The 19,518-nt window shown below is 54.9% G+C and carries 13 protein-coding genes and 1 pseudogene; 6 read left to right on the forward strand and 8 right to left on the reverse strand.

The annotated features are described in order from the left end of the window. Positions 1-313: 313 nt before the first annotated feature. The 3 genes and pseudogenes from rpmB to OZX67_RS08350 all read right to left on the reverse strand — a co-directional run bounded on the left by rpmB (position 314) and on the right by OZX67_RS08350 (position 4,274). Positions 314-508, reverse strand: a complete 195-nt coding sequence (rpmB, locus tag OZX67_RS08340) for a 50S ribosomal protein L28 (protein WP_277142505.1) — start codon at positions 506-508, stop codon at positions 314-316. Positions 509-1,940: 1,432 nt separating this feature from the next. After that, a pseudogene (locus tag OZX67_RS09675) lies at positions 1,941-2,147 on the reverse strand (helix-turn-helix transcriptional regulator); the annotation flags it as partial. Positions 2,148-3,086: 939 nt separating this feature from the next. Further along, entirely contained in the window at positions 3,087-4,274 is a 1,188-nt protein-coding gene (locus tag OZX67_RS08350) for a beta-propeller fold lactonase family protein (protein WP_277142509.1), read from the reverse strand. 483 nt (positions 4,275-4,757) lie between these two features. Between OZX67_RS08350 and OZX67_RS08355 the strand changes: the two genes are divergently transcribed. Continuing rightward, the gene (locus OZX67_RS08355; RefSeq protein ID WP_277142511.1) at positions 4,758-5,552 is read left to right on the forward strand and encodes a TetR/AcrR family transcriptional regulator; all 795 of its coding nucleotides are present in this window, start codon (positions 4,758-4,760) and stop codon (positions 5,550-5,552) included. 57 nt (positions 5,553-5,609) lie between these two features. After that, a complete protein-coding gene (locus OZX67_RS08360) occupies positions 5,610-6,362 on the forward strand; it encodes a mechanosensitive ion channel domain-containing protein (RefSeq protein WP_277142513.1) in 753 nt (250 codons plus the stop codon). A gap of 112 nt (positions 6,363-6,474) precedes the next feature. Here the strand turns inward: OZX67_RS08360 and OZX67_RS08365 are convergent, their stop codons facing one another. Continuing rightward, a complete protein-coding gene (locus tag OZX67_RS08365) occupies positions 6,475-8,115 on the reverse strand; it encodes a CPBP family glutamic-type intramembrane protease (protein ID WP_277142515.1) in 1,641 nt (546 codons plus the stop codon). A 260-nt stretch (positions 8,116-8,375) separates the two neighbouring features. On the opposite strand from OZX67_RS08365, the gene OZX67_RS08370 reads away from it, so the two are divergent. Further along, a complete protein-coding gene (locus tag OZX67_RS08370; RefSeq protein WP_277142517.1) occupies positions 8,376-8,723 on the forward strand; it encodes a hypothetical protein in 348 nt (115 codons plus the stop codon). Between the two features lie 16 nt (positions 8,724-8,739). On the opposite strand, the gene OZX67_RS08375 is transcribed toward OZX67_RS08370, so the two are convergent. From OZX67_RS08375 to OZX67_RS08385, 3 genes are all read right to left on the reverse strand, one after another. Next, entirely contained in the window at positions 8,740-9,888 is a 1,149-nt protein-coding gene (locus tag OZX67_RS08375) for a D-alanine--D-alanine ligase family protein (RefSeq protein WP_277142518.1), read from the reverse strand. Between the two features lie 358 nt (positions 9,889-10,246). Further along, positions 10,247-11,245 (reverse strand): NAD(P)H-dependent glycerol-3-phosphate dehydrogenase, encoded by a 999-nt coding sequence (locus OZX67_RS08380; RefSeq protein WP_277142521.1) that lies wholly within the window; start codon positions 11,243-11,245, stop codon positions 10,247-10,249. A gap of 181 nt (positions 11,246-11,426) precedes the next feature. After that, the gene (locus OZX67_RS08385) at positions 11,427-12,314 is read right to left on the reverse strand and encodes a lysophospholipid acyltransferase family protein (protein ID WP_277142523.1); all 888 of its coding nucleotides are present in this window, start codon (positions 12,312-12,314) and stop codon (positions 11,427-11,429) included. Positions 12,315-12,622: 308 nt separating this feature from the next. Between OZX67_RS08385 and OZX67_RS08390 the strand changes: the two genes are divergently transcribed. Further along, positions 12,623-13,309, forward strand: a complete 687-nt coding sequence (locus OZX67_RS08390) for a TetR/AcrR family transcriptional regulator (protein ID WP_277142525.1) — start codon at positions 12,623-12,625, stop codon at positions 13,307-13,309. Positions 13,310-13,527: 218 nt separating this feature from the next. Next, the gene (locus OZX67_RS08395) at positions 13,528-15,147 is read left to right on the forward strand and encodes an MFS transporter (protein ID WP_277142527.1); all 1,620 of its coding nucleotides are present in this window, start codon (positions 13,528-13,530) and stop codon (positions 15,145-15,147) included. Between the two features lie 11 nt (positions 15,148-15,158). Here the strand turns inward: OZX67_RS08395 and OZX67_RS08400 are convergent, their stop codons facing one another. Continuing rightward, on the reverse strand, positions 15,159-16,625 hold the full coding sequence (locus tag OZX67_RS08400; protein ID WP_277142530.1) for a phosphatase PAP2 family protein: 1,467 nt from the start codon (positions 16,623-16,625) through the stop codon (positions 15,159-15,161). Between the two features lie 658 nt (positions 16,626-17,283). Here OZX67_RS08400 and OZX67_RS08405 point away from each other — a divergent pair. Beyond that, positions 17,284-19,512, forward strand: a complete 2,229-nt coding sequence (locus OZX67_RS08405) for an RNA degradosome polyphosphate kinase (protein ID WP_277142532.1) — start codon at positions 17,284-17,286, stop codon at positions 19,510-19,512. The last annotated feature ends 6 nt before the right edge of the window (positions 19,513-19,518 follow it).

Below are 19,518 nucleotides of genomic sequence, written 5' to 3' on the forward strand. Positions count from 1 at the left end.
TCGCGCCTTCAAGCGCGCTTCCTTTGTGCAAGGGTGGCGCAGACGCGCCCACTTTATTTGACAGGAACCCCTCAATTCCAAAAGCGAGACCTTATTATTAGCAGCTCGCTGGACAAATCAGACCATAGAGGCAGATCCGATAGGTGTTCAGCATGCGCTCGCGCCTCTAACCCTATTGGAATAGTCGGTTCCACCGGTTTTAGAGGCACAAATGGACCCGGGATTACCGCTCATGCTTGCCGCAGGCATGAAAAAAACCTCCGACGCCGAACGACGTACGAAGGTTTTCAAATTGCTATTCGCTACTAGCGATTCACGCAACCACGCGCTGAACCTTGCCGGCCTTGAGGCACTTGGCGCACACACGAACGCGAACGTTCTGTCCGTCGATAGTGGTGCGAACCGACTGGAGGTTCGGGCTGAAGGTGCGCTTATTGCGGATATGTGAATGCGAAACGCTGTAACCGGTCTGCGGTCCCTTGCCGCACACTGCGCAACGAGCTGCCATAATGGACTCCCTATACTTTTTGACTTGCAAGTCTTGATGCCGTCATCCTGCGTTTTGGCGCACAACAGCGACACACAACTTATCAAGTATACAACCGGTACCGACCAAGAGCAAGACAACCGACGATGCAGTCTGCTCGACAAGGCCGAACAATCGGCTCACACTAACTCATGGTTACCAAAAGAAAGATAGAAATATGTACAGTATCTTTTAGTACCCATGGCTTGGTGTGAGCGTCGAGCGGGCATCAGCACATCGAATGACGTTGCGACAATATTCAATCACGCATTGCATAGACCAAACGGAAAATGCCGTCGGCAATGGCACAAATCACCGCTCCCACAGGCCATGACAGCCAGAACGGGAACCCCAGAAAGCCTGGACCCATGCGGGTCGGCTCGCCCAGAAACAGCATCAGCAGACCGACGAGAGTGGCCACCAGCATGATGAGTCCGCATACAGTGCCGCTGAGACGCTTATAGAACTTCTCTGAATGACCGGAGTCCGACGATGACTCCATATCCGAGCTTTGCGAACCATATCGCAGATCCGTAAAATCGTGATTGCCCTTCCCCCGCGAATCCTCACGCCGTTCGCAACGCCGGTTGTAATGATCGATTTTCAGCATGGAACGACTCTTCGCCCCGTAGATGAAGCATCCCACGGCCACAGCGAACAACAACATCATCACCGTGTCCGGCCAGCCGCCGTCGCCATCGCCGACTCCGAAAAGCGAGTAGCCGATCTGGTTGACGACAATGCCCAGACTCGCTGCGGCGAGGCCACCGACCAGGAACGCTATGAAGACGATATTGCCGCGGGCTCGATCATCGTCCGTATAGAAATCCTCTATATAAGGGTGTCTTTTCATGAAATCGCGACGAGAGTATTTGGCCAAAAGGACAAGCACGATTCCCACAACCGCACCGCAGGAAATGAACAGGAAGGAAAGCGCGTCAGTCAACGGCGTGCTGGGATCGGGGAAGTATACGGCGAACGCAATACCCGCAATCATCGCGCCCACACCGAGAGCCAGCTTCCATGCATAACTTTTCATTTGGGCATCGTAACCGGTGACGTCTTTGGCAACCGCACTGTTTGCATCTTCGCCATTAGACAAGGGCGAGGTGGCGTTGAAAACATTGGCCTTTGCCACTTGGTAGACGCCGCCCGCACCATTTGCGTTACCCGGATTATTCATGTCGTCCGCATTGCCAGCGTTACCGACGTTGCCAGCGTCGCCGACGTTGTCCGCATTGCCAGCGTTGCCGGCGGCACTCGGGCTGCCTGCATTTTGCGAGCCGTCTGCGGCAAACGGTTGGCTCTGCAAATCGGGTAGTGCTTCAGCTCTCCGACCCGACCCTTCAGAGGAAGACAAAGCCGGATTCGATTGCAAGGTGTTTGCGTTGCCTCCGCCTGCCATGGCCTGGCCCGGCCGACGCACGTCGCCCAAAACCAAATCGTCGAGCGTGCAGCCGAAAAGGTCGCAGATCATCAGGAGCTTGTCCATCTCGGGATAGGCCTTTTCAGACTCCCATTTGGAAATCGCCTGGCGTGTGACGCCGAGCAACATGGCCAGTTGTTCCTGGGTCATGTTGCGTTTCGAGCGAAGATATTGAAGATTGTTCCGAAAGCTCATCGCAACCCTTTCTCGTAGGTTTCGCCCTAAGTATGCGGCCAAACGTCGTTCCCCCGCTATCAGCTTACGGTTGCATCTCGAAAACGCAACCGAAAAAAGATAGCAACTTATGGTTGCATCCCTTACTTTCCAACGATTTGACATACAGATTTTATCGATGGCATCGCAGGAAACGATGGGTGGGAAAATGCCGATTATGCCGTACTCACGATTTTGAGAACCAGACCGACAGGTGTGCAACGTGCCGGGCAAGAATCATATGCACCAGCGAGGCACGAACTATCAAGTTACACAATATGTCAGTTGAAAGCAGACCTGGCACGAACCCAGCTCCCGCGGTCTTGAAATGAAGATGAGCGGCCAGAAGAAGGCGACGAAAATGTCTCCAACGAAGAGAATGACCTCAATTCTCAGAATTTTTGCTCGTAGCAAAGATTACTTGGAAAAAAATTGAAATTTATCTGTCCAATTTCTCAATTCTTATTCGCATAATATACGGATAGATGATTTTTATTCTATTAAAGCCATCCGCTTTTATGCCTCAAATATACAATCAAAAATCAAACTGACGCATAGCTTGATTTATACAACCCGACCGCCCGTCCAAACGCCCGACAGCAACGACATGATTGGGCAAGTACACGACGAGACCAGAAAAAATCCATGCCCACCATGTTCATTTAACCGCTCATCCCTGATATATCAATGCCTCGCAAAGTTTTAACGTTCATGATTACGTCAACAGACAAGAGCCTGATTATGTCAAAAAGCAGATAAAGCGATTGCTCTTTGACATATTGAGATATCCACGCCCGCATCTGCGGTCAGAACCGGCGAGGTTCAATAAGCCTCAACAATTCAGGAGTATTCATAAAAACCGTCTGGCACCTGCCCAATTATCGCCTTTCGAAATCATGCATTTTCCGCACGAACTTAATCTTAGATTCCGGTCAAAGGCAGCACAACGGTCGGAGAACCTGCCGGATAGTCGCCAAGATGCACCGGCTCGCCGTCATCTGCGGCACGGAAGAGACTCAGGTTGTCGCTGATCTCGTTGGCTACAATCAGGATATTGCCGACAGCCTTGATATGACGCGGACGCTTGCCACCGCTGGATACGCCACGGCCTTTCCAACCGTTTTCATCCTCTTTGGCCAGGCGACTCAGCTTGCTGCCGTCCCAATACAACGTCACTATACGTTCGGAACCCCGCAGCCCCACATAGACGTGACCTCGCGAGAACGGTGAGACCAAGTTTCCTTGGTTTTCCGCAGGGTCAGCAAGGCAAAGGGCATCGGGCACGAACGCCAAGGAAGCAGCCTGATCGGGGTGCTGGCCTTTATCACCACCAAGGCTCACGGTCTGCGCAACCCAGAATTCCTCGGCCGCTTCCTTATCTTTGCCGTCCTCGCCCCCGGATTCTTTGGTTCTGCCGATTCCACCCCCGTCCGGATCGACGGGCTCCAGAATGGTCACCGTGCAACCCCATTCATCGACGACGGCGATCCGCCAATCTCCACCTTCTCCGAACTCGCCGGACGGCCCTGGCAGGACGTGTATGTCTCGCGGACCGGTGCCGGGAGCCAGGGAAACAAAGCCCGTACGGACCAGACGCGAACCAACCCAACGATGGATATAGATGCGATCGGCACCCAAATCGGTAGTCAGCACCCGGCCGTCGGCCAATGGAAGAATCCAGTGGGTGTGCGGCCGCCCCTCTTGCGCCGGCAACGGCCCGTGGTGCTCCGGGTCGCCTTGCAGCACCTGAGCCACAGGCCCCAACACGTCGCCGGCGCCAATCGGCAAAACGCAAACCGTTCCGTCGGCATAATCGGCGGTAATCAGGTGGCGACCAAGCTGAGGGTCAACAGCGATTGCGGCATGGGTGGGCTCGGACTTGGCAGGCAATTTCACACGGGATATCTCCTCAAGTGTCACCTCACGGTTTTTAAGAGAATCCCCGCCGGACTTATCACTTCCAACGACGTCCCTGTATACCATACGTAACGAAGCCACTTCGTCGGTATCTTCAAGAACCGCGAAAACCGTGTCGCCCTCACGCAAAAGCCACGAGGGGGACGGCACATCCGAGGCGATACCCGCAGGCCTGATTGTTGGCAGCCTCACAGACATATCATCTTTGGTTATATTTTCTTCCGTCTTGACTACAGACTCTTCTTTTGAAGTCCTTTTTACGTCAAACGTTTTCTTGTCTACGGAATTGGGCAACATCAATAAATAGCGCTCGACACCTTTGCTCTGTTCGTGATGAATTACACCAAACCCGCCAACCAATAACCGATAAGCTTGAATGTCCATATTGTCAATCTATCGCGCTTTGGATGTTCACCTTATATTTAAATGCGAATTTTTAATTAATGTGATTTACATCACATTATAATTTATAATATTGCAATGTTGCGCATAAAGAAATAGATTTTATAAATATTTTTATCTAGTTTAATATGCACAAGTCTGTGTATAATGAAAAGTCAAAATGTTTTCTCTACGCGATAATCGTAATTTAACGAAAATCGTCAACCGTTATCCTTTAGAATCAGTACAGAAATTCTTCACATAGAATTTTCTCAATCATCAGGAGGCATCACAATGTCTAGACCCCGACAAGACTCAAATCAATTGCCGGCTACGACGCGCATGGAGAATGCGTTCTGGAAGTTGCTTGAGGAACGGGATTATCCCAAAATCACCGTCACTGACATTGTCAATCTGGCGGGTGTCAACCGTAACTCTTTCTACTACCATTACTGCAAACTCAACAATCTCGCCGAAACAGCGATTCAGCACGCCGTAGAAGGTATCAACAGGGCACTGCCCGAGTTCACCATCGACCCAGCCAAGGCTTGGAACGGTATCGTCATGCAGCTCGTGGGCGTGCCGGCCAACCGAGTCTATCTCGATCGTCTTTCACTGACGGTGGGCAAGCACGGTTCCCCATTTCTGCTCTACACCGTGCACGACGCGATTCGCGACGGCTTCATCTCTTGGCAGCATCTTGACCGCGACATGACCATCACCCAGAAGTGCCTGTTGGAGTTCTCTGTGGGCGGTCTGCTGGCGATTTCCGGCATGTGGCCCAAGCTCTCCAAGGAGACGACGGTCGAGCAGTGGAGCAATCTCGACGCGGCAGTGGTCGCTCGTACGCTCTATATGGCGGTTTCCGGCGACAGCATGCCTGGTTTCTGGGTGCAAATGTTCCGCAGCGCTCTGGAAAAGGGTGACAGCTCACTGCTCAAGAACATCGCGGAGGCCGAAAGCCAAGACAAGGATTTCAAGCATGAAGTTGATGCTTTGCTTGAAGACCTTCATACGATGCAGCATCAACATGCCGACGGCTTCAGGGGAAACGCCGCGCTCATGGGTGGCATCAGCCACACCGCTTGATTTTTCGTTTTCAGCCGGTTCAGCGGGTGGAAGCCTACGGGGGTAAGCTAAAGCCTTATGGAAACATTGCTGGACTGGCTTAGGGCGCACGATAGTCGCATCGCTTTTCTGGTTATCGTGCTTGTGGTCGCCTTTGTGGCTACAAAAGCCGTTTCGCGGTGGCTCAAAAAACTGCTTAATCATTCCGGCATTCCCAACGCGTCGATTTTCGTCAATCTTTCGTTGGTTGCGATTTGGACCATTGCCGTGGCCATGGTGCTTCAGCCTGTTTTCGGCATCAATCCGACCACCATCGTCACGGCGCTTGGCGTAGGCGGTGTCGCGATCTCGCTGGGTCTGAAAGATACCATCGCCAACATCATCTCCGGTTTCGGACTGATGATCGGCCATGTCATTCACCCCGGCGACCATGTGCGCATCCAAAACATCACCGGCACCGTTGAGGACATCACCTGGCGGCAGACGGTGGTGCGCGAGCGCAACGGCAATCAGCTCATCATTCCCAACTCGGTGCTCAACACCTCTTCGCTGGAACGCCTTACCCGAGAGGGCGAGGCGTGCGTCAGCGTGGCTTTCGCGGTGAAACCCGGTACCGATATCAAAATGGCCGCCAAACGCATTTCAAGCGTGCTTAAAACGGCGACATCCGGCATCACCGACCGCCGGAATCCGCCGCAAGTCAATTTCACCGGCTTCTCTCCCGATGGTGTACAAGGCGAAGCGTTGCTGTTCGCCAATGCCGGCATCAATCAGGACCGCGTGCGCGATTGCGCCGTTCGCGCGTTGGCCAAGGAAGATTTCATTATCTGAATCGGGCTGAAGCGTCCATCCCTTGCTTTTTTGACTTGCATCTGCGACCAAAAGCACTTTTTCAGGCTCATTTTCGTGCTTTTCGTCGCAGTAACGTTGGCGGCGACACCCGTCACACGTTGAACAATGCGGCAATCATCAAAAGCACGGACAGCACGATGAAAATGATGACTCCGGGGTTGGCAAGCACCGTCTTGACCCGCGTGCCTGCCGGCAATTCCTCAGGCGCCTTGTAGAACACGAGTTTCTTGCGTTCGAGAATGGCGACCACGATGCCGACAATGAACATCACGCCGTCGAATACCAGATAAATCAGGAGCGGCGTGACTTCGGCGCCATGACCTGCGGCGAACGCCTTCCTCACGCCACCGAACGTATCCATGTCCACGGCACTTCTGACGGATTTGCTCATCGGCAGGAAAGCGACTTGCGGCAGGAATCCGCCAAAGAAATTGAACGTCATGTGCATGGCGATGGTATAACGCAGCTTGCCGGTGCGCACGTAGGCGTAGGCCAGCAGCAGGCCGAAAGCGAAGGCGTAGAAGAACTGGAAGAGATTGCCGTGGAAAAGGCCGAAGGCGAAGGCGGAAACCAGAATCGCGGTCTTTTCGCCGTATTGCTGCATGCGGTCGATCAGCAAGCGACGGAAAAGCCATTCCTCGAAAATCGGGCCGATGATCACGGTGAACAGTAGGAGGCTTATCGGGTCAAGGCCTTCGATGAGCTCGTTGATGCTGCTTTGCGCCTGGTCATTGGAAAGCAGGCCGGAGAGAATATTGCCGATGAAATTGCCGATATCCGCCAGCGGGAACGATATCGCCATCAGCACCAGGAACATGCCCACGCCCATATCGCTCGTTTTGCGTTTCACCTTGGGTATTGTGCGGAAAATCAGCAGCGAAAGCGGAATCGCGACCACGTAGAGCGGGCCATTGCTCATCAGCAATTCCGCCCACATGGGCAGTTTTGCGGGGTTGACGAACAATCTCGCGACTTCGCTTATGATCACATTAAGCGAATACCACACCAGAATAACAAGATCCAGGGCGTAACCGATGTTTGAGAACCGTTTGCGCACGCCTTGAAGCCACCGGGACATCGCGGCCTGCCATGCGGGATTGGGCTGGTAGAAGTAGCGGTTGGAGGCCGGACGCGCAAATTGCGAGGATGGCTGCGCTGCGTACTGAGGCTGGGAGGGGTATTGATAGCCGGGCTGGAATTGAGACTGATACTGAGGTGAAGCCTGATACTGCTGATATTGAGGTTGGGATTGCGGCTGCGGTTGCATTCCGAGCGACTGCGCCGGATAAGACGGATAGGACGGGTATTGATATCCCTGATACTGCTGCTGCGAGTACTGCTGCTGATATTGCTGCGACGGATATTGGCCAGGCTGCTGGGATTGCTGGAATTGAGACTGCGAATACTGTTGATACTGGGATTGCTGGTTACCAGCTGGGGACTGATAGGGCTGATACGTTTGCGGCTGAGCTGATTGCGTCTGAGCCGATTGCGGCTGCTGGTACGTCTGGCTCTGAGGACTGTATGGCTGGCCTTGATATTGAGACTGGTACGTCTTGGATACCTGAGGTTGGCCATAATCCTGCTGGGATTGATACTGCTGCCCGGACGAATGCGCCGGCAAATATTGCTGAGTCTGAGACCCTGATTGTGACTCGTGAGGCTGAGAATAAGGCTGGGACTGGGACTGCACCGACGAAGGTTGCCATTGCGGCTGGGTCAGTGATTTCAAGGTCCGATAAGCCGATTGCGGTTCATATTGAGACTCGGACTCGGCTTGACTTGACTGGCTTGCTTGGCTTGCTTGGCTTAGCTGATTTGGCTGACTTGAATGATTTGGCTGATTTGGCTGACTTGACTGGCTTGGCTCACTTGATAGGCTTAGCTGATTTGGCTGGCTCGCTTGACTTGGCTGACTCGATGAGCTTGATGTACTTGGCTGGCTCGCTTGACTTGACTGGCTTAGTTGATTTGGCTGACTAGCTTGACTTAATGGGCTTGCTTGACTTGACAGGTTTTGCGATTGAGTCTGACTTTGAAATTCAGAGGAATAATCCAGTTGATCGGGTTGCCCAATTTCCTGAGGTTGCTGCTCCGTCTGCACCTTGGCATGCAACGGATGATAAGCGAATCGAGGCTGATACTGCGCTTGTTGCGACGAACCGGATTCGTCGTGCTTTCCCGACTGCAAATCCTGTTCTTCAGGACGATTATCGTCGTTCATGTTGCGACACATACCCTCTCGAATTATTGATCAATCAACTATATTTTTCCATCGTACTAATGGTAATAATAATTGATATATTTTGTGATTTATCTCAATCCAATCAAATTTATTAAAATATGATATCTAGGTTTACCTTAACACACCCTCGATAAGCTTGGTAATCAATTCCGTATAGCTCACCCCGGTAGCTTCCCAAGCCTTCGGATACATCGAAATCGGTGTGAAGCCCGGCATAGTGTTGATTTCATTGACCATCACCTCGCCGCGCTTCGTCACGAACGTATCGACGCGCGAAAGTCCGGCACAGTCAACGGCTTTGAACGCACGGACCGCAACCTCCTGCGCACGTTTCAGCGTCTCTTGAGGCAAATCTGCCGGCACTTCAACGTGCGAGGCGTCGGAATCGGTGTACTTGCTGTCGAAATCATAGAACTGATCGTCGCCCTCGGCACGCAGGTCAAGCACGATCTCGCCGGGCAACGCCGACTTCGGTTCCTCGTCTGCCGACGGATCGAGGACGGCGCACTCAATCTCATGGCCGTCGATGCCCTGCTCCACCAATACCTTCCAGTCGTGGTGCGAAGCCTCGAAAAGCGCCGAAGCCAGTTCCTCAGTATCACCCTGACGTTCCAGTTTGGTGACGCCGAAACTCGATCCGGCACGGGACGGCTTGACGAAAAGCGGATAGCGCAACCTGGCCGCTTTGATACTTTTCATCGCTTCTTGAGCATCATTCTTGAATTCGTCGGACGCGTTGAAATCGCGGCTATCAAACGTCACCCCGGGAGCAACCGGAATGCCGGCTTCACTCAGAATGATCTTGGTGAAAGCCTTGTCCATGCACGCGGCCGAAGCAAAGACACCACAACCGACGTAAGGTACGCCCATCATATCGAGCAGGCCCTGGACGGTGCCGTCCTCACCGTACGGGCCATGCAACGCGGGAAATACCGCGTCCACATAGCCAAGCGAAGTCAGCTTCCCGTTCGCCTCGCGAGCGTAGAAACCGTTGTTGCCACGGGACATGTCGAGCACGACCGGTTTGACGGCGTCATTGGCATCGGAAGCATCGACCGTGGGCATCGCGCCATCCGCGGTATTGAAATCACGAGGATCGGTGCCGCCCATCACCCACTCTCCGGCCTTGGTGATACCGATGGGGATCGGCTCGAAGCGCTCGGTATCCATGGCCTTCATGATCCCTGCAGCAGAAAGGCAGGAAATCGAATGTTCGTCCGACCTGCCACCATACAAAACCACCACGCGATGCTTACGCATATTCCCTCGCTTTACTTCGACCGAAACCAAGTCTGAACCCCAAGCCTACACGGCTCGCAAGCGACACTCCGAAGCCCGCCACTCTCATTCACAAAGCCGATGCACGCCACCCCGTCCCAAGCGTGTTGGCCCGTCAGAAAAGTATGCCTAGCCGGATGGTAGAATTAGTATGCCAGTTGCGGCAGGACGAATCATCAGGATTTGGTGGCCTTTAAAGCTTTTATCTGATGAGGCCGCAATCGATAAGGGACATTCTATGAGTTCCTTCTTTTTATGCCACAGGCCCCGGCGCTTTTGCAACTAAGCACCGGGGCCGAGGTTTATCTAGCGGCAACTTCACACGCCAGCATACTGAGCGTTACTCTTCGGTGATATCGCCTTTGACCAATTCATGAAGCATCTGTTCGCAGGTCAGGCCGTGCGTGAGCACGTCGTTCATAGCGCTGGCAAGCGGGGTCGGCACACCGAGCTGCGCGCCCATGCGCACCACGGCTTCCGTCGTGGGGACGCCTTCGGCCACGCCATTGCTGACCTTCGTCGCTTCTTCGATGCTCATGCCGCGGCCAAGATTCGCGCCGAATGTGTAGTTGCGACTTAGGGGCGAACCGCAGGTCGCAATCAGGTCGCCAACCCCCGCAAGTCCTTGGAAAGTCTTGGATTCGGCGTGCGCGGCCTTGCCTAGTGCGGCAAGCTCCGCAAGTCCTCGCGTCTCGATCATCGCGGCCGTGTTCTCGCCATAACCTGCGCCCCGCGCCATACCCACCGCGAGCGCCACCACGTTCTTGAGCGAGCCGCACATCTCCACGCCGATGACGTCGGTGGTGACGAATGCCTTGAAATATGGGGTTCTGCAGGCTTGTGCCACGATTTTTGCGTTGTCGATATCGACGCTGGCCACCACCGTGGCGCTTGGCTGGCGGTCTGCGACCTCCTTGCTGAGGTTTGGCCCGGAAATCGCCACGAACCGCCCGGCAGGCAAGCCTCCCAGCGCTTCACGCACCACCTGATCCATGCGCTCGCCAGTGGTCCGTTCGATTCCCTTCATCAGCGAAACCACGATGGATTCCGAGCCAATCAATGGCGCGAACAGTTCCAGCGCCTCACGCGCATGTTGGGCAGCGATGGCGACCACAACGATTCGCGCTTGACTTACTGCTTCGGCCCGATCGCCAGTGGCAGTCATATTGTTTGGAAGGTGTTTGACGCTGGGAAGCCGCACAGCGTTGTAATGGTGGTCGCGTATGCCTTCGACGATTTTCGGCTCGCGCGCCCACATCGTCACCTCGTTGCCCGCGTCCGCAAGCACCTGGCCGAACGCCGTTCCCCAAGCGCCTGCCCCGAGTACCGTCACCTTCATAATCTGCTCCTTTGCATCGCCGGTCTCTTCCATAATAGTTACGATTATCGTGTTCTGTCATGGATTTGTCCAACACATGCCCCGTCGTCAAGAACTTATCCATTGTGCCGCAGCACCTGCAGCTTCGTCAATTTCGCGGCTAGTTCCCACACTTCGCGCACCAAGAATACCGAAACCGAAATCAGCGACGCGGCTTGCGGCTCATCGTGCGGAAATCCCAATAGCCTTCGGCCGGCGGCTTCTCGCCGCGAATCTCGGCCATAATGACCTCCATGCGTTCACGGATGCGAGTGGTAAGCTCCGTTACCAGCTCCATCGGCGGCTCGACGCCCCACGAATCCATGTCTTTAAGCAGATCGCCGTAATCCAGCACGTCGTCGTAGCACATCACCACGTTCTTGCGCGGCCACGGCCACCAATGGTTGATGCTCGCCGCACCCCACGTCACCGAGCAATAGAGCGGTATCTGATAGCCAAGCCGGCGCGAGGCTTCAAGCGCGATGATGCCGACCCCATCCTTAAGGCTCATCGGCCATTTGAGCGGATCGCGCGAAAGCGTGCCTTCCGGCCAGACGGTCAGCGGACGGCCGGAGGTGAGAATATCGATGGATTCCTTCTCGATTTCGACGGCCTTGCCACTGCGGCGCGGCACCGGCTGCATGCCTACCAGCATGAACCACTTACCGATGATCGGCCAGTGCGACATCTCGGCCTTGGCCATATAGCGCGGGCGGCGACCCATGTGAAACAGTGCATCCATCGGAATAAAGACGTCATACATTGTCACATGCGTGGCGGCCGTGATGAACGGGCCTGTTTCAGGAACATGCTCAAGCCCCCAAGCGTAGTTCTTGCTGTGCATGCGGAGAATCGCGGAAACGGCGTCAAGCAACCGCTTGGTGCCCTTCGGGTTCTGCGCCTCGATCTCGGCAGTGTTCGCCTTGCGCGGGCCGGTGGGGAAATATTGCGTCGGATCGACCAAGTGATGACGCTTGCCCAGAAGCTCCACTTGCGCATCGCTCAAGGGTTTGACAGCCGAGCGCGGCGACGGTTTTCCTTTGGAAGTCATGCTCCCTATTGTGCCTCGGGGCTGCGAACTAAAGAATGCGGCCTGTCAGCCAAAAACAGAATTCCACTTCATATCAGCTTTAGGTTGACGTTGACAGAATTTATGAATAACCGCGGAAATAAAGAAACGGCTGGAATATAGAGAAACATTGGATAAAAGCGACACGCCTACTCAATACCGACCGTCGGTATGTATAATGATGGCAACAGGATTTGATTGGTTCCGATAGAACGCAATACATTCACTTATGCGCTTACTGACATATCGACCATCACAAATCCGACGACACTTTGTGAAGGAGGCACCGCATGGCACGCAACGCACATCCGGAGGTGACCAGGCGCCGCATACTCGACGCGGCGCAGAAACTGTTCGCCGCCAAAGGCTACGAAAACACCTCGATCCAAGACATTCTCGACGAACTCGGCGACCTCTCCAAAGGCGCGATATACCACCATTTCAAGTCCAAACTCGACATTCTCGAAGCCATCAGCGACGAAGACAACAAGAAATCCTACGCCCAATACGACGCCCTTCTTCAACGTAAAGACCTTAACGGCCTGCAGAAAATCCGCGAACTTTTCCTAGGCACCATGACCGACCCGGAGCACGTCGAGCGCTTGAAAGGTGCGCTCTCCACGGCCAATGATCCGCAAAACCTTGCCGAAAGCATCGGGATGTGGACGCATACGCTGCCAAGCGGCCTGCGCAGACTCATTGATTGCGGTGTCGTCGACGGTTCCATCATCACGGACTATCCGCAGGAAGCCGCCGAACTGCTCACCCTACTGATGAACATGTGGTTCATGCCGAATTTCTACCCCGGCACCCGCAGCGAGTTGCGACACCGTGCACAATGCCTGGCCACCATCTGCGTCTCCATCGGGGTGCCTGCGATTACCCACGACATGATCGACCGGCTTGCCGATTTCTATTCGCAGATTCAGATTCCGGATTCAAAAGACGATGCCTCAAAGAGGCGGAAACAGCACTAAAACCGGCAATAAACACGTTCAACGATAACGTTTCTGACGACGAAATCGAGGCCACAGCCCAAAGATAAAGAAACCTGCAGGCGGTATTTCCTGCAATTATTTGTTTACGCGTTTCAAAAGCTATCAGACTTCACCATAGAAGGCTATATGACATCAACAATTATTCTTTTACATACCGTCAGTCGGTATGTAAATTTGGAAACTCTTCCGGAGAAACCATGAACGACCCCAACAATATCAACACCCAAAAAGTCGTAAGCGGGAACGAACCCGAAAACCTCACTCCCGCCGAAAGGTCCACACAAGCGCGGCCACAGCGAACCGACGATGCAAAAGACTGCAACGAATCCGGGCAAATGCGCAAACAGGCCGCCTCGCCGTTGCGTTCCGGCAATTTCATCCTGCTCATCGCCGGCCAGGGGCTCTCGCTTTTCGGCAACACGATGCTGCGCTTCGCCATGTCGATGTGGGTGCTCGACAAAACAGGTTCGGCCACCATTTTCGCTACGTTGCTTTCCCTCTCGATCGTCCCGACCATCCTGCTCATGCCGTTCGGCGGGGTCGTCGCCGACCGCGTCAACCGCCGGACCATGATGGTCGCGCTCGATGCCGTCAGCGGATGCGTGGTGCTTGCCGCAACCCTCGCTTTCGGCTTCATGCAAACCCATACCATCGTTTCAATCGCGGTGCTGCTTATCGCCCTTTCGGCGCTCAACGCACTCGAATCCCCGACCGTCAGCGCCGCCATCCCCCAGATGCTCGGCCGAAAAGACATCGTGCTGCTGCGTCGCGCGCAAGCGATTTCCAGCCAGGTCAACTCCATCATGCAAATCATCCCGACCTTCGCCGGCGGCGCGCTTTACGCGCTCATCGGTATCCGCACCATGATGGGTTCCACCACCATCTGCTTCTTCGCTACTGCGGGCTTGGAATGCTTCATCAAACTTGGCAGCGTCCGCCATTACAAAGCAATAAACGAAAACATGTCCAAATCGCCATCAGACAAACCAACCAAAGCCCACCACAAAACAACGATGCGAACGGCCGCAGAAAACACGACCAACGTAAAAGATATTTGCCAAGAACCCACAGCATTCTCCGTCACAGCAGCCACAGGCGATTCGGAATTGTCAGAATCTCAAACCGACATTCCGGTTGCCCATACCAGTATCCTCAAGCTTTTTCTTGCCGACGTCCGCGACGCCGCGGCATTCCTCAAAACAAACCCGACACTGCTGGAACTCGTTGCCGTCACCGCTGCGCTGAATTTCTTTCTCAACGGCGTCTCGTCCGTCGGCTCGCCGTATATCATCCGCACAACGCTCAATTTCGGGGCCGACGTCTACGGCTATTCCGACGGGATTATGAGCGTCGTTTCGCTGCTCGACACCCTTCTGACCACTGCTTTGGCCGCGAAACTGTTCATGCATCATCTGCCGGCGACCATCTATTCCGCCGCCCTCTGCTTCGCGCCAATCGCCGTGATCTTCGCGCTGCCGGTAAGCAGGTGGGCGAAATTGGTCACGTTCATCGCCGCGTTCTGCTTGGTCACGCTTTCTATCGATTTCACCAACATCATCGCCACCCCTACGTTTATGACGCTTATCCCCGACGAGCTGATGGGCAAGATCGGCGCGTTCATCTCCGCCGTCAGCCTTTGCGCGGCACCGCTGGGCCAGATGACTTACGGTCTGCTTTTCGACCGCATCGCGGTTACGCCGATCATGGCCGGCACCGGAATTTGCCTCGCTCTCGGAGCATTCGTCCTTACGCCAATGTGCAAAAGGTTCGGGAAAACTGACACACAACACGAAGACCAACAAATACCAGTCTTTTAAAACCCACGCAATTACTCCTGCGGCGGGGCCGGCGGCGCGCCTACCAAACCGAGCCTGGTCAACGGGGATGCGGTCAATTGGCGCATGGCAAGCGTAAGCCCGAACATCAGGCAACCCACTCCGAGGATGGCGGCCATGGTCAATGCGCATGCACCGTTCTTGGCCCACACGGCCATCATCTCAAGCCCGGGATAAATCTGCCAAAGCATATAACCGGCATAAGCGCAGGAGACGACGCCGAAAGTAATCATGATGCTGCCGATAATCTGTATGCCGGCCGACGACATACGGCTGCCGGGGCTGTCCATGCCGGATTTGCGCGTGAACACGAGCGCAAGCAGCATCAGGCCACCGCCGATCAGCAGCGACATCAATACGTCGGACGGACGATGCCAACGACCGACAATCACCGACGCGGCGACAAGGATGCTATACGCTGAACCAAGCAACGCGACCAACGCGCGCCAGACGCGCGGAACCGCAACCAGCAGCACCAGTACCGACCCAACCGCAAGCAAGGTATGCCCTGAGGGAGCGCTGTTTTCGTGGGAGGAAAGGACACGGATGATCATCGGCCTCGGCAAAAGGCGTTTGAGCCATGCAGCGCCGTAAGCGACTGCGCCAAACACAGCCATCTGGCCAACCAGCCACCAACGTTTACGAACCGCCGCGATGATGAAGGCGAGAACGGCAATCGTCAGGCTGACTACCACTATCACCACACCACGGTTGAACACATGTGAAACCGCAATAATCCAGCTAGGAGCGCTCGTTTTGAAGCTTTGCCATACGATTTCGTCAAAGCTCTGCCCCTCCAGAGTGTGCACGCCGAACCAATAAATCGCGGCGGCCGATGCGAAGCAGAGCAGGGCAAGCACCAAGGCGAGAACACAGCTGGATATACGCGGATGGACGGTCAACGGGTCGATCTGGGCGAGCCCCTTTTCGATTTCGTCATCAGCCTTCGAATCGCCTCCGTTCGAGACCGAACCGGCAAACTCGATATCGGACTTCCCGGAATTTGCATCGGCCACGAAAGCATTCTCTTCCGAAACATTGCCGTCATCGTCGAACGTGGCGTTTTCAGTGCCGAAAGCAACGAAATTCACCGGCTCACCCTGGCTTGGCGGTGTGGCAAACTGATTGGCGGCAGGCTGAGCCTGAGGCGAACGGGCTGGCTGAGCCTGGTCCTGGTTTATCGGGCTATTCAACGGTTCATTGGCTGGCGCGGTTATTGGATTGCCGGCCGATTGACCTTCTGCAGAGGCCCCCGTTTGTGCGGCACTTTGAGCCGGACCGGAACTTTCGGGACGCGCCGGGGTTTCGGGCTGCACCCGAGGAGGTACGGAAATCTCGACTCTGGCCTTGTTCTTCGCTGCGACTTCGTCGGAATTGCCTGCATTGCCGGAGGTGCCGGAGTTGCCGGAGTTGCCGGCCGGTGCGGCTTGTGGAACCTGTCCAGTGGAATCGTCAGTCATGGTTTTCAGTTTAGATGGCACAGACTACGAACGTGCATCCTTGCAAATCTCAAGCCGGAATATCCACAAGTCGGCCAAGCATACCGGGCCTATATGCCTATAACCCTATAACGCCGAGGCCTGAGACAGCGCTTACGAACGATCCGCCACGAGTAAAACTTCCCCGAACGTAAAAAGAGACCCGCCGAAGCGGGTCTCCTACAAGTCCAATCTGAAGGCAGATATCTTCACAACTCCATCGTCGTAACGGTAAGCTTTATCATCGGCCCGTTCAACGTAATAGTCATCGAGACCTTGTCTTTTTGTGGATCTGCCCTGTTCAGTTGTTCTTGTAGTTCATATTATGTATCATCTGCCCGGCCAATACAAATCAAAACCGACGTTTGTGCACTAATGGTAATTAACGTTTTCTTCTTCCCTGTAATGCACATAAAATGTTACGTTTTGGAATGTTCAACGAGCAGATTGTGCATTTTTGTCATTTCACTATTCCTGCAGCGTAACTATTGGAAATACATAAAACAAACGTCATAATAAAGCGCTCTGTTTATGCACATTTAGAGCAAATCACGGTGTACGGAAAATCAGTTATCCACAATATGACGAATTCTGCGTTTCTTGGCTTCAATAGCTCTATGGCAATGCTTAGAGTAGGGATATGGCACAGATTTTTGACGCACCCTCGAAGGCGTTGCTCCGCAGCCAGATTGCCGAGCATATCGCCGAAACCGAGAAGACCGACAAGCGCAAGGCGCTGCCGGAGGAGCAGCCGCTGCCCGCAGACCGTTACTTTGATCGCGAGCTGAGTTGGCTCAAATTCAACAAACGCGTGCTCGAGATGGCGGAGGATCCTGAGGTTCCGCTGCTGGAACGCGCCAATTTTGCGGGTATTTTCGCCTCGAACCTCGACGAGTACTTCATGGTGCGCGTCGCCGGGCTCAAGCGCCGTATCGACACCGGCATCGCCGTGACGTCGGCTTCCGGGTTGAGCCCGCGCCAACAGCTGCGTTCAATCAGCGAGACGGCTCACGAGCTGCAGGCCGAGCACGCCAACGAGGCTATCAAGCACATTCTGCCGGAACTGGCCAAGGAACACATCGTTTTGCTGAGCTGGGACAAGCTCACGAGCGCCGAACAGGAACGTCTTTCGCGCTATTATCGCCAGCAGGTCTTCCCTGTGCTGACGCCGCTCGCTTTCGACCCGGCGCACCCCTTCCCGTACATTTCCGGCGGCTCGCTCAATCTCGCCGTCTTGGTGGAGAACCCGAACAGCGGCAAAACGCATTTCGCCCGCGTCAAGGTGCCGGACAACCTGAACCGTCTGGTTCCCGTCGACGACCTGACCGACGAGGAAAGCCGCGAGGAACGCTATGGCTTCATCACCATGGAGAACCTCATCATCGCCCACCTCGAATCGCTCTTCCCCGGCATGATCATCAAGGAGGCGCGTTCGTTCCGCGTCACCCGTAACGAGGACATCGATGTCGAAGAGGACGATGCAGAGAACCTACTGAACGCAATGGAGAAGGAACTGCTGCGCCGTCGCTTCGGACCACCGATCCGCCTCGAAATCAGCGACACCACCAGCCCGTTCCTTTCCCAGCTGTTGGCTCGACGCCTGCGCGTCAATGAGGAGGAAATCTACCGTCTGCCAGCGCCGCTGGATATGAAACTCATGTTCGAGCTGCAAAACATCGACAGGCCGGACCTCAAGAACAAACCGTTTATCCCGACCACCAACCGCCAGATCGCAACCGTTGAATCAAGCCGTGCGCAAGACATCTTCGCCGCCATCCGCGAGCGCGATATTTTGCTGCACCACCCTTATGATTCGTTCTCCACTTCGGTGCAGGCCTTCTTGGCCCAAGCCGCGGCCGATCCGAAAGTGCTGGCTATCAAGCAGACCCTTTACCGCACCTCCAGCAATTCGCCGATCATCGACGCGCTGGTCGATGCGGCGCACGCCGGCAAGCAGGTCTTGGCGCTGGTCGAGATCAAAGCACGTTTCGACGAGGACGCGAACATCGCCTGGGCGCGAAAGCTCGAACGTGCGGGTGTGCACGTCGTCTATGGCATTGTGGGTCTCAAAACCCACTGCAAGCTTTCTCTGGTCGTGCGCCAGGAGTCGGAAGGGCTACGCCGCTACTGCCACGTCGGCACCGGCAATTACAACCCGAAGACCGCCCGTCAGTACACCGACCTCGGTTTGCTGACCTGCGACCCGGTGGTCGGGCAGGATTTGACGCGCCTGTTCAACCAGCTTTCCGGCTATGCCCCACGTTCCAGCTTCCACAGGCTCTTGGTCGCCCCGCGTACCGCCCGCAGCGGCCTCATCCAGCGCATTCGCCGCGAAGAGGACGCCGCACGTGCCGGCCATGAATCCTGGATCAAGATCAAGGTCAACTCCATCGTCGACGAAAAGACCATCGACGCTCTCTACCGTGCCAGCCAAGCCGGCGTAAAGGTCGATATCGTGGTTCGCGGTATCTGTGGGCTGAAACCAGGAGTTCCGGGTTTGAGCGAGAACATTCGCGTGCATTCCATCCTCGGTCGCTTCCTCGAACACAGCCGTATTTACGCCTTCGCGAACTCCGCAGGCCCGCAGATCGGCGAAGGACCAGCCGCCGGACCGGAAGTCTGGATCGGCTCGGCCGACCTGATGCACCGCAACCTCGACCGTCGTGTGGAGGCGCTGGTACGTATCACCGACCCCGAGGAAATCACCTCGCTCATTGATTATGTCGATTTGCAAATGGCCGATACCACCTCGTCCTGGCATATGCAGCCGGACGGCACCTATATCCGCCATTCGCACGATAAGGACGGCAAGCCTCTGGTCGATTGCCAGGAACTGTTGATCAAGACCCATCAACGTGGTCGAAAGTAACAATCA

The sequence above is a fragment of the Bifidobacterium sp. ESL0728 genome (assembly GCF_029392015.1).
Classification (GTDB): Bacteria; Actinomycetota; Actinomycetes; order Actinomycetales; family Bifidobacteriaceae; genus Bifidobacterium.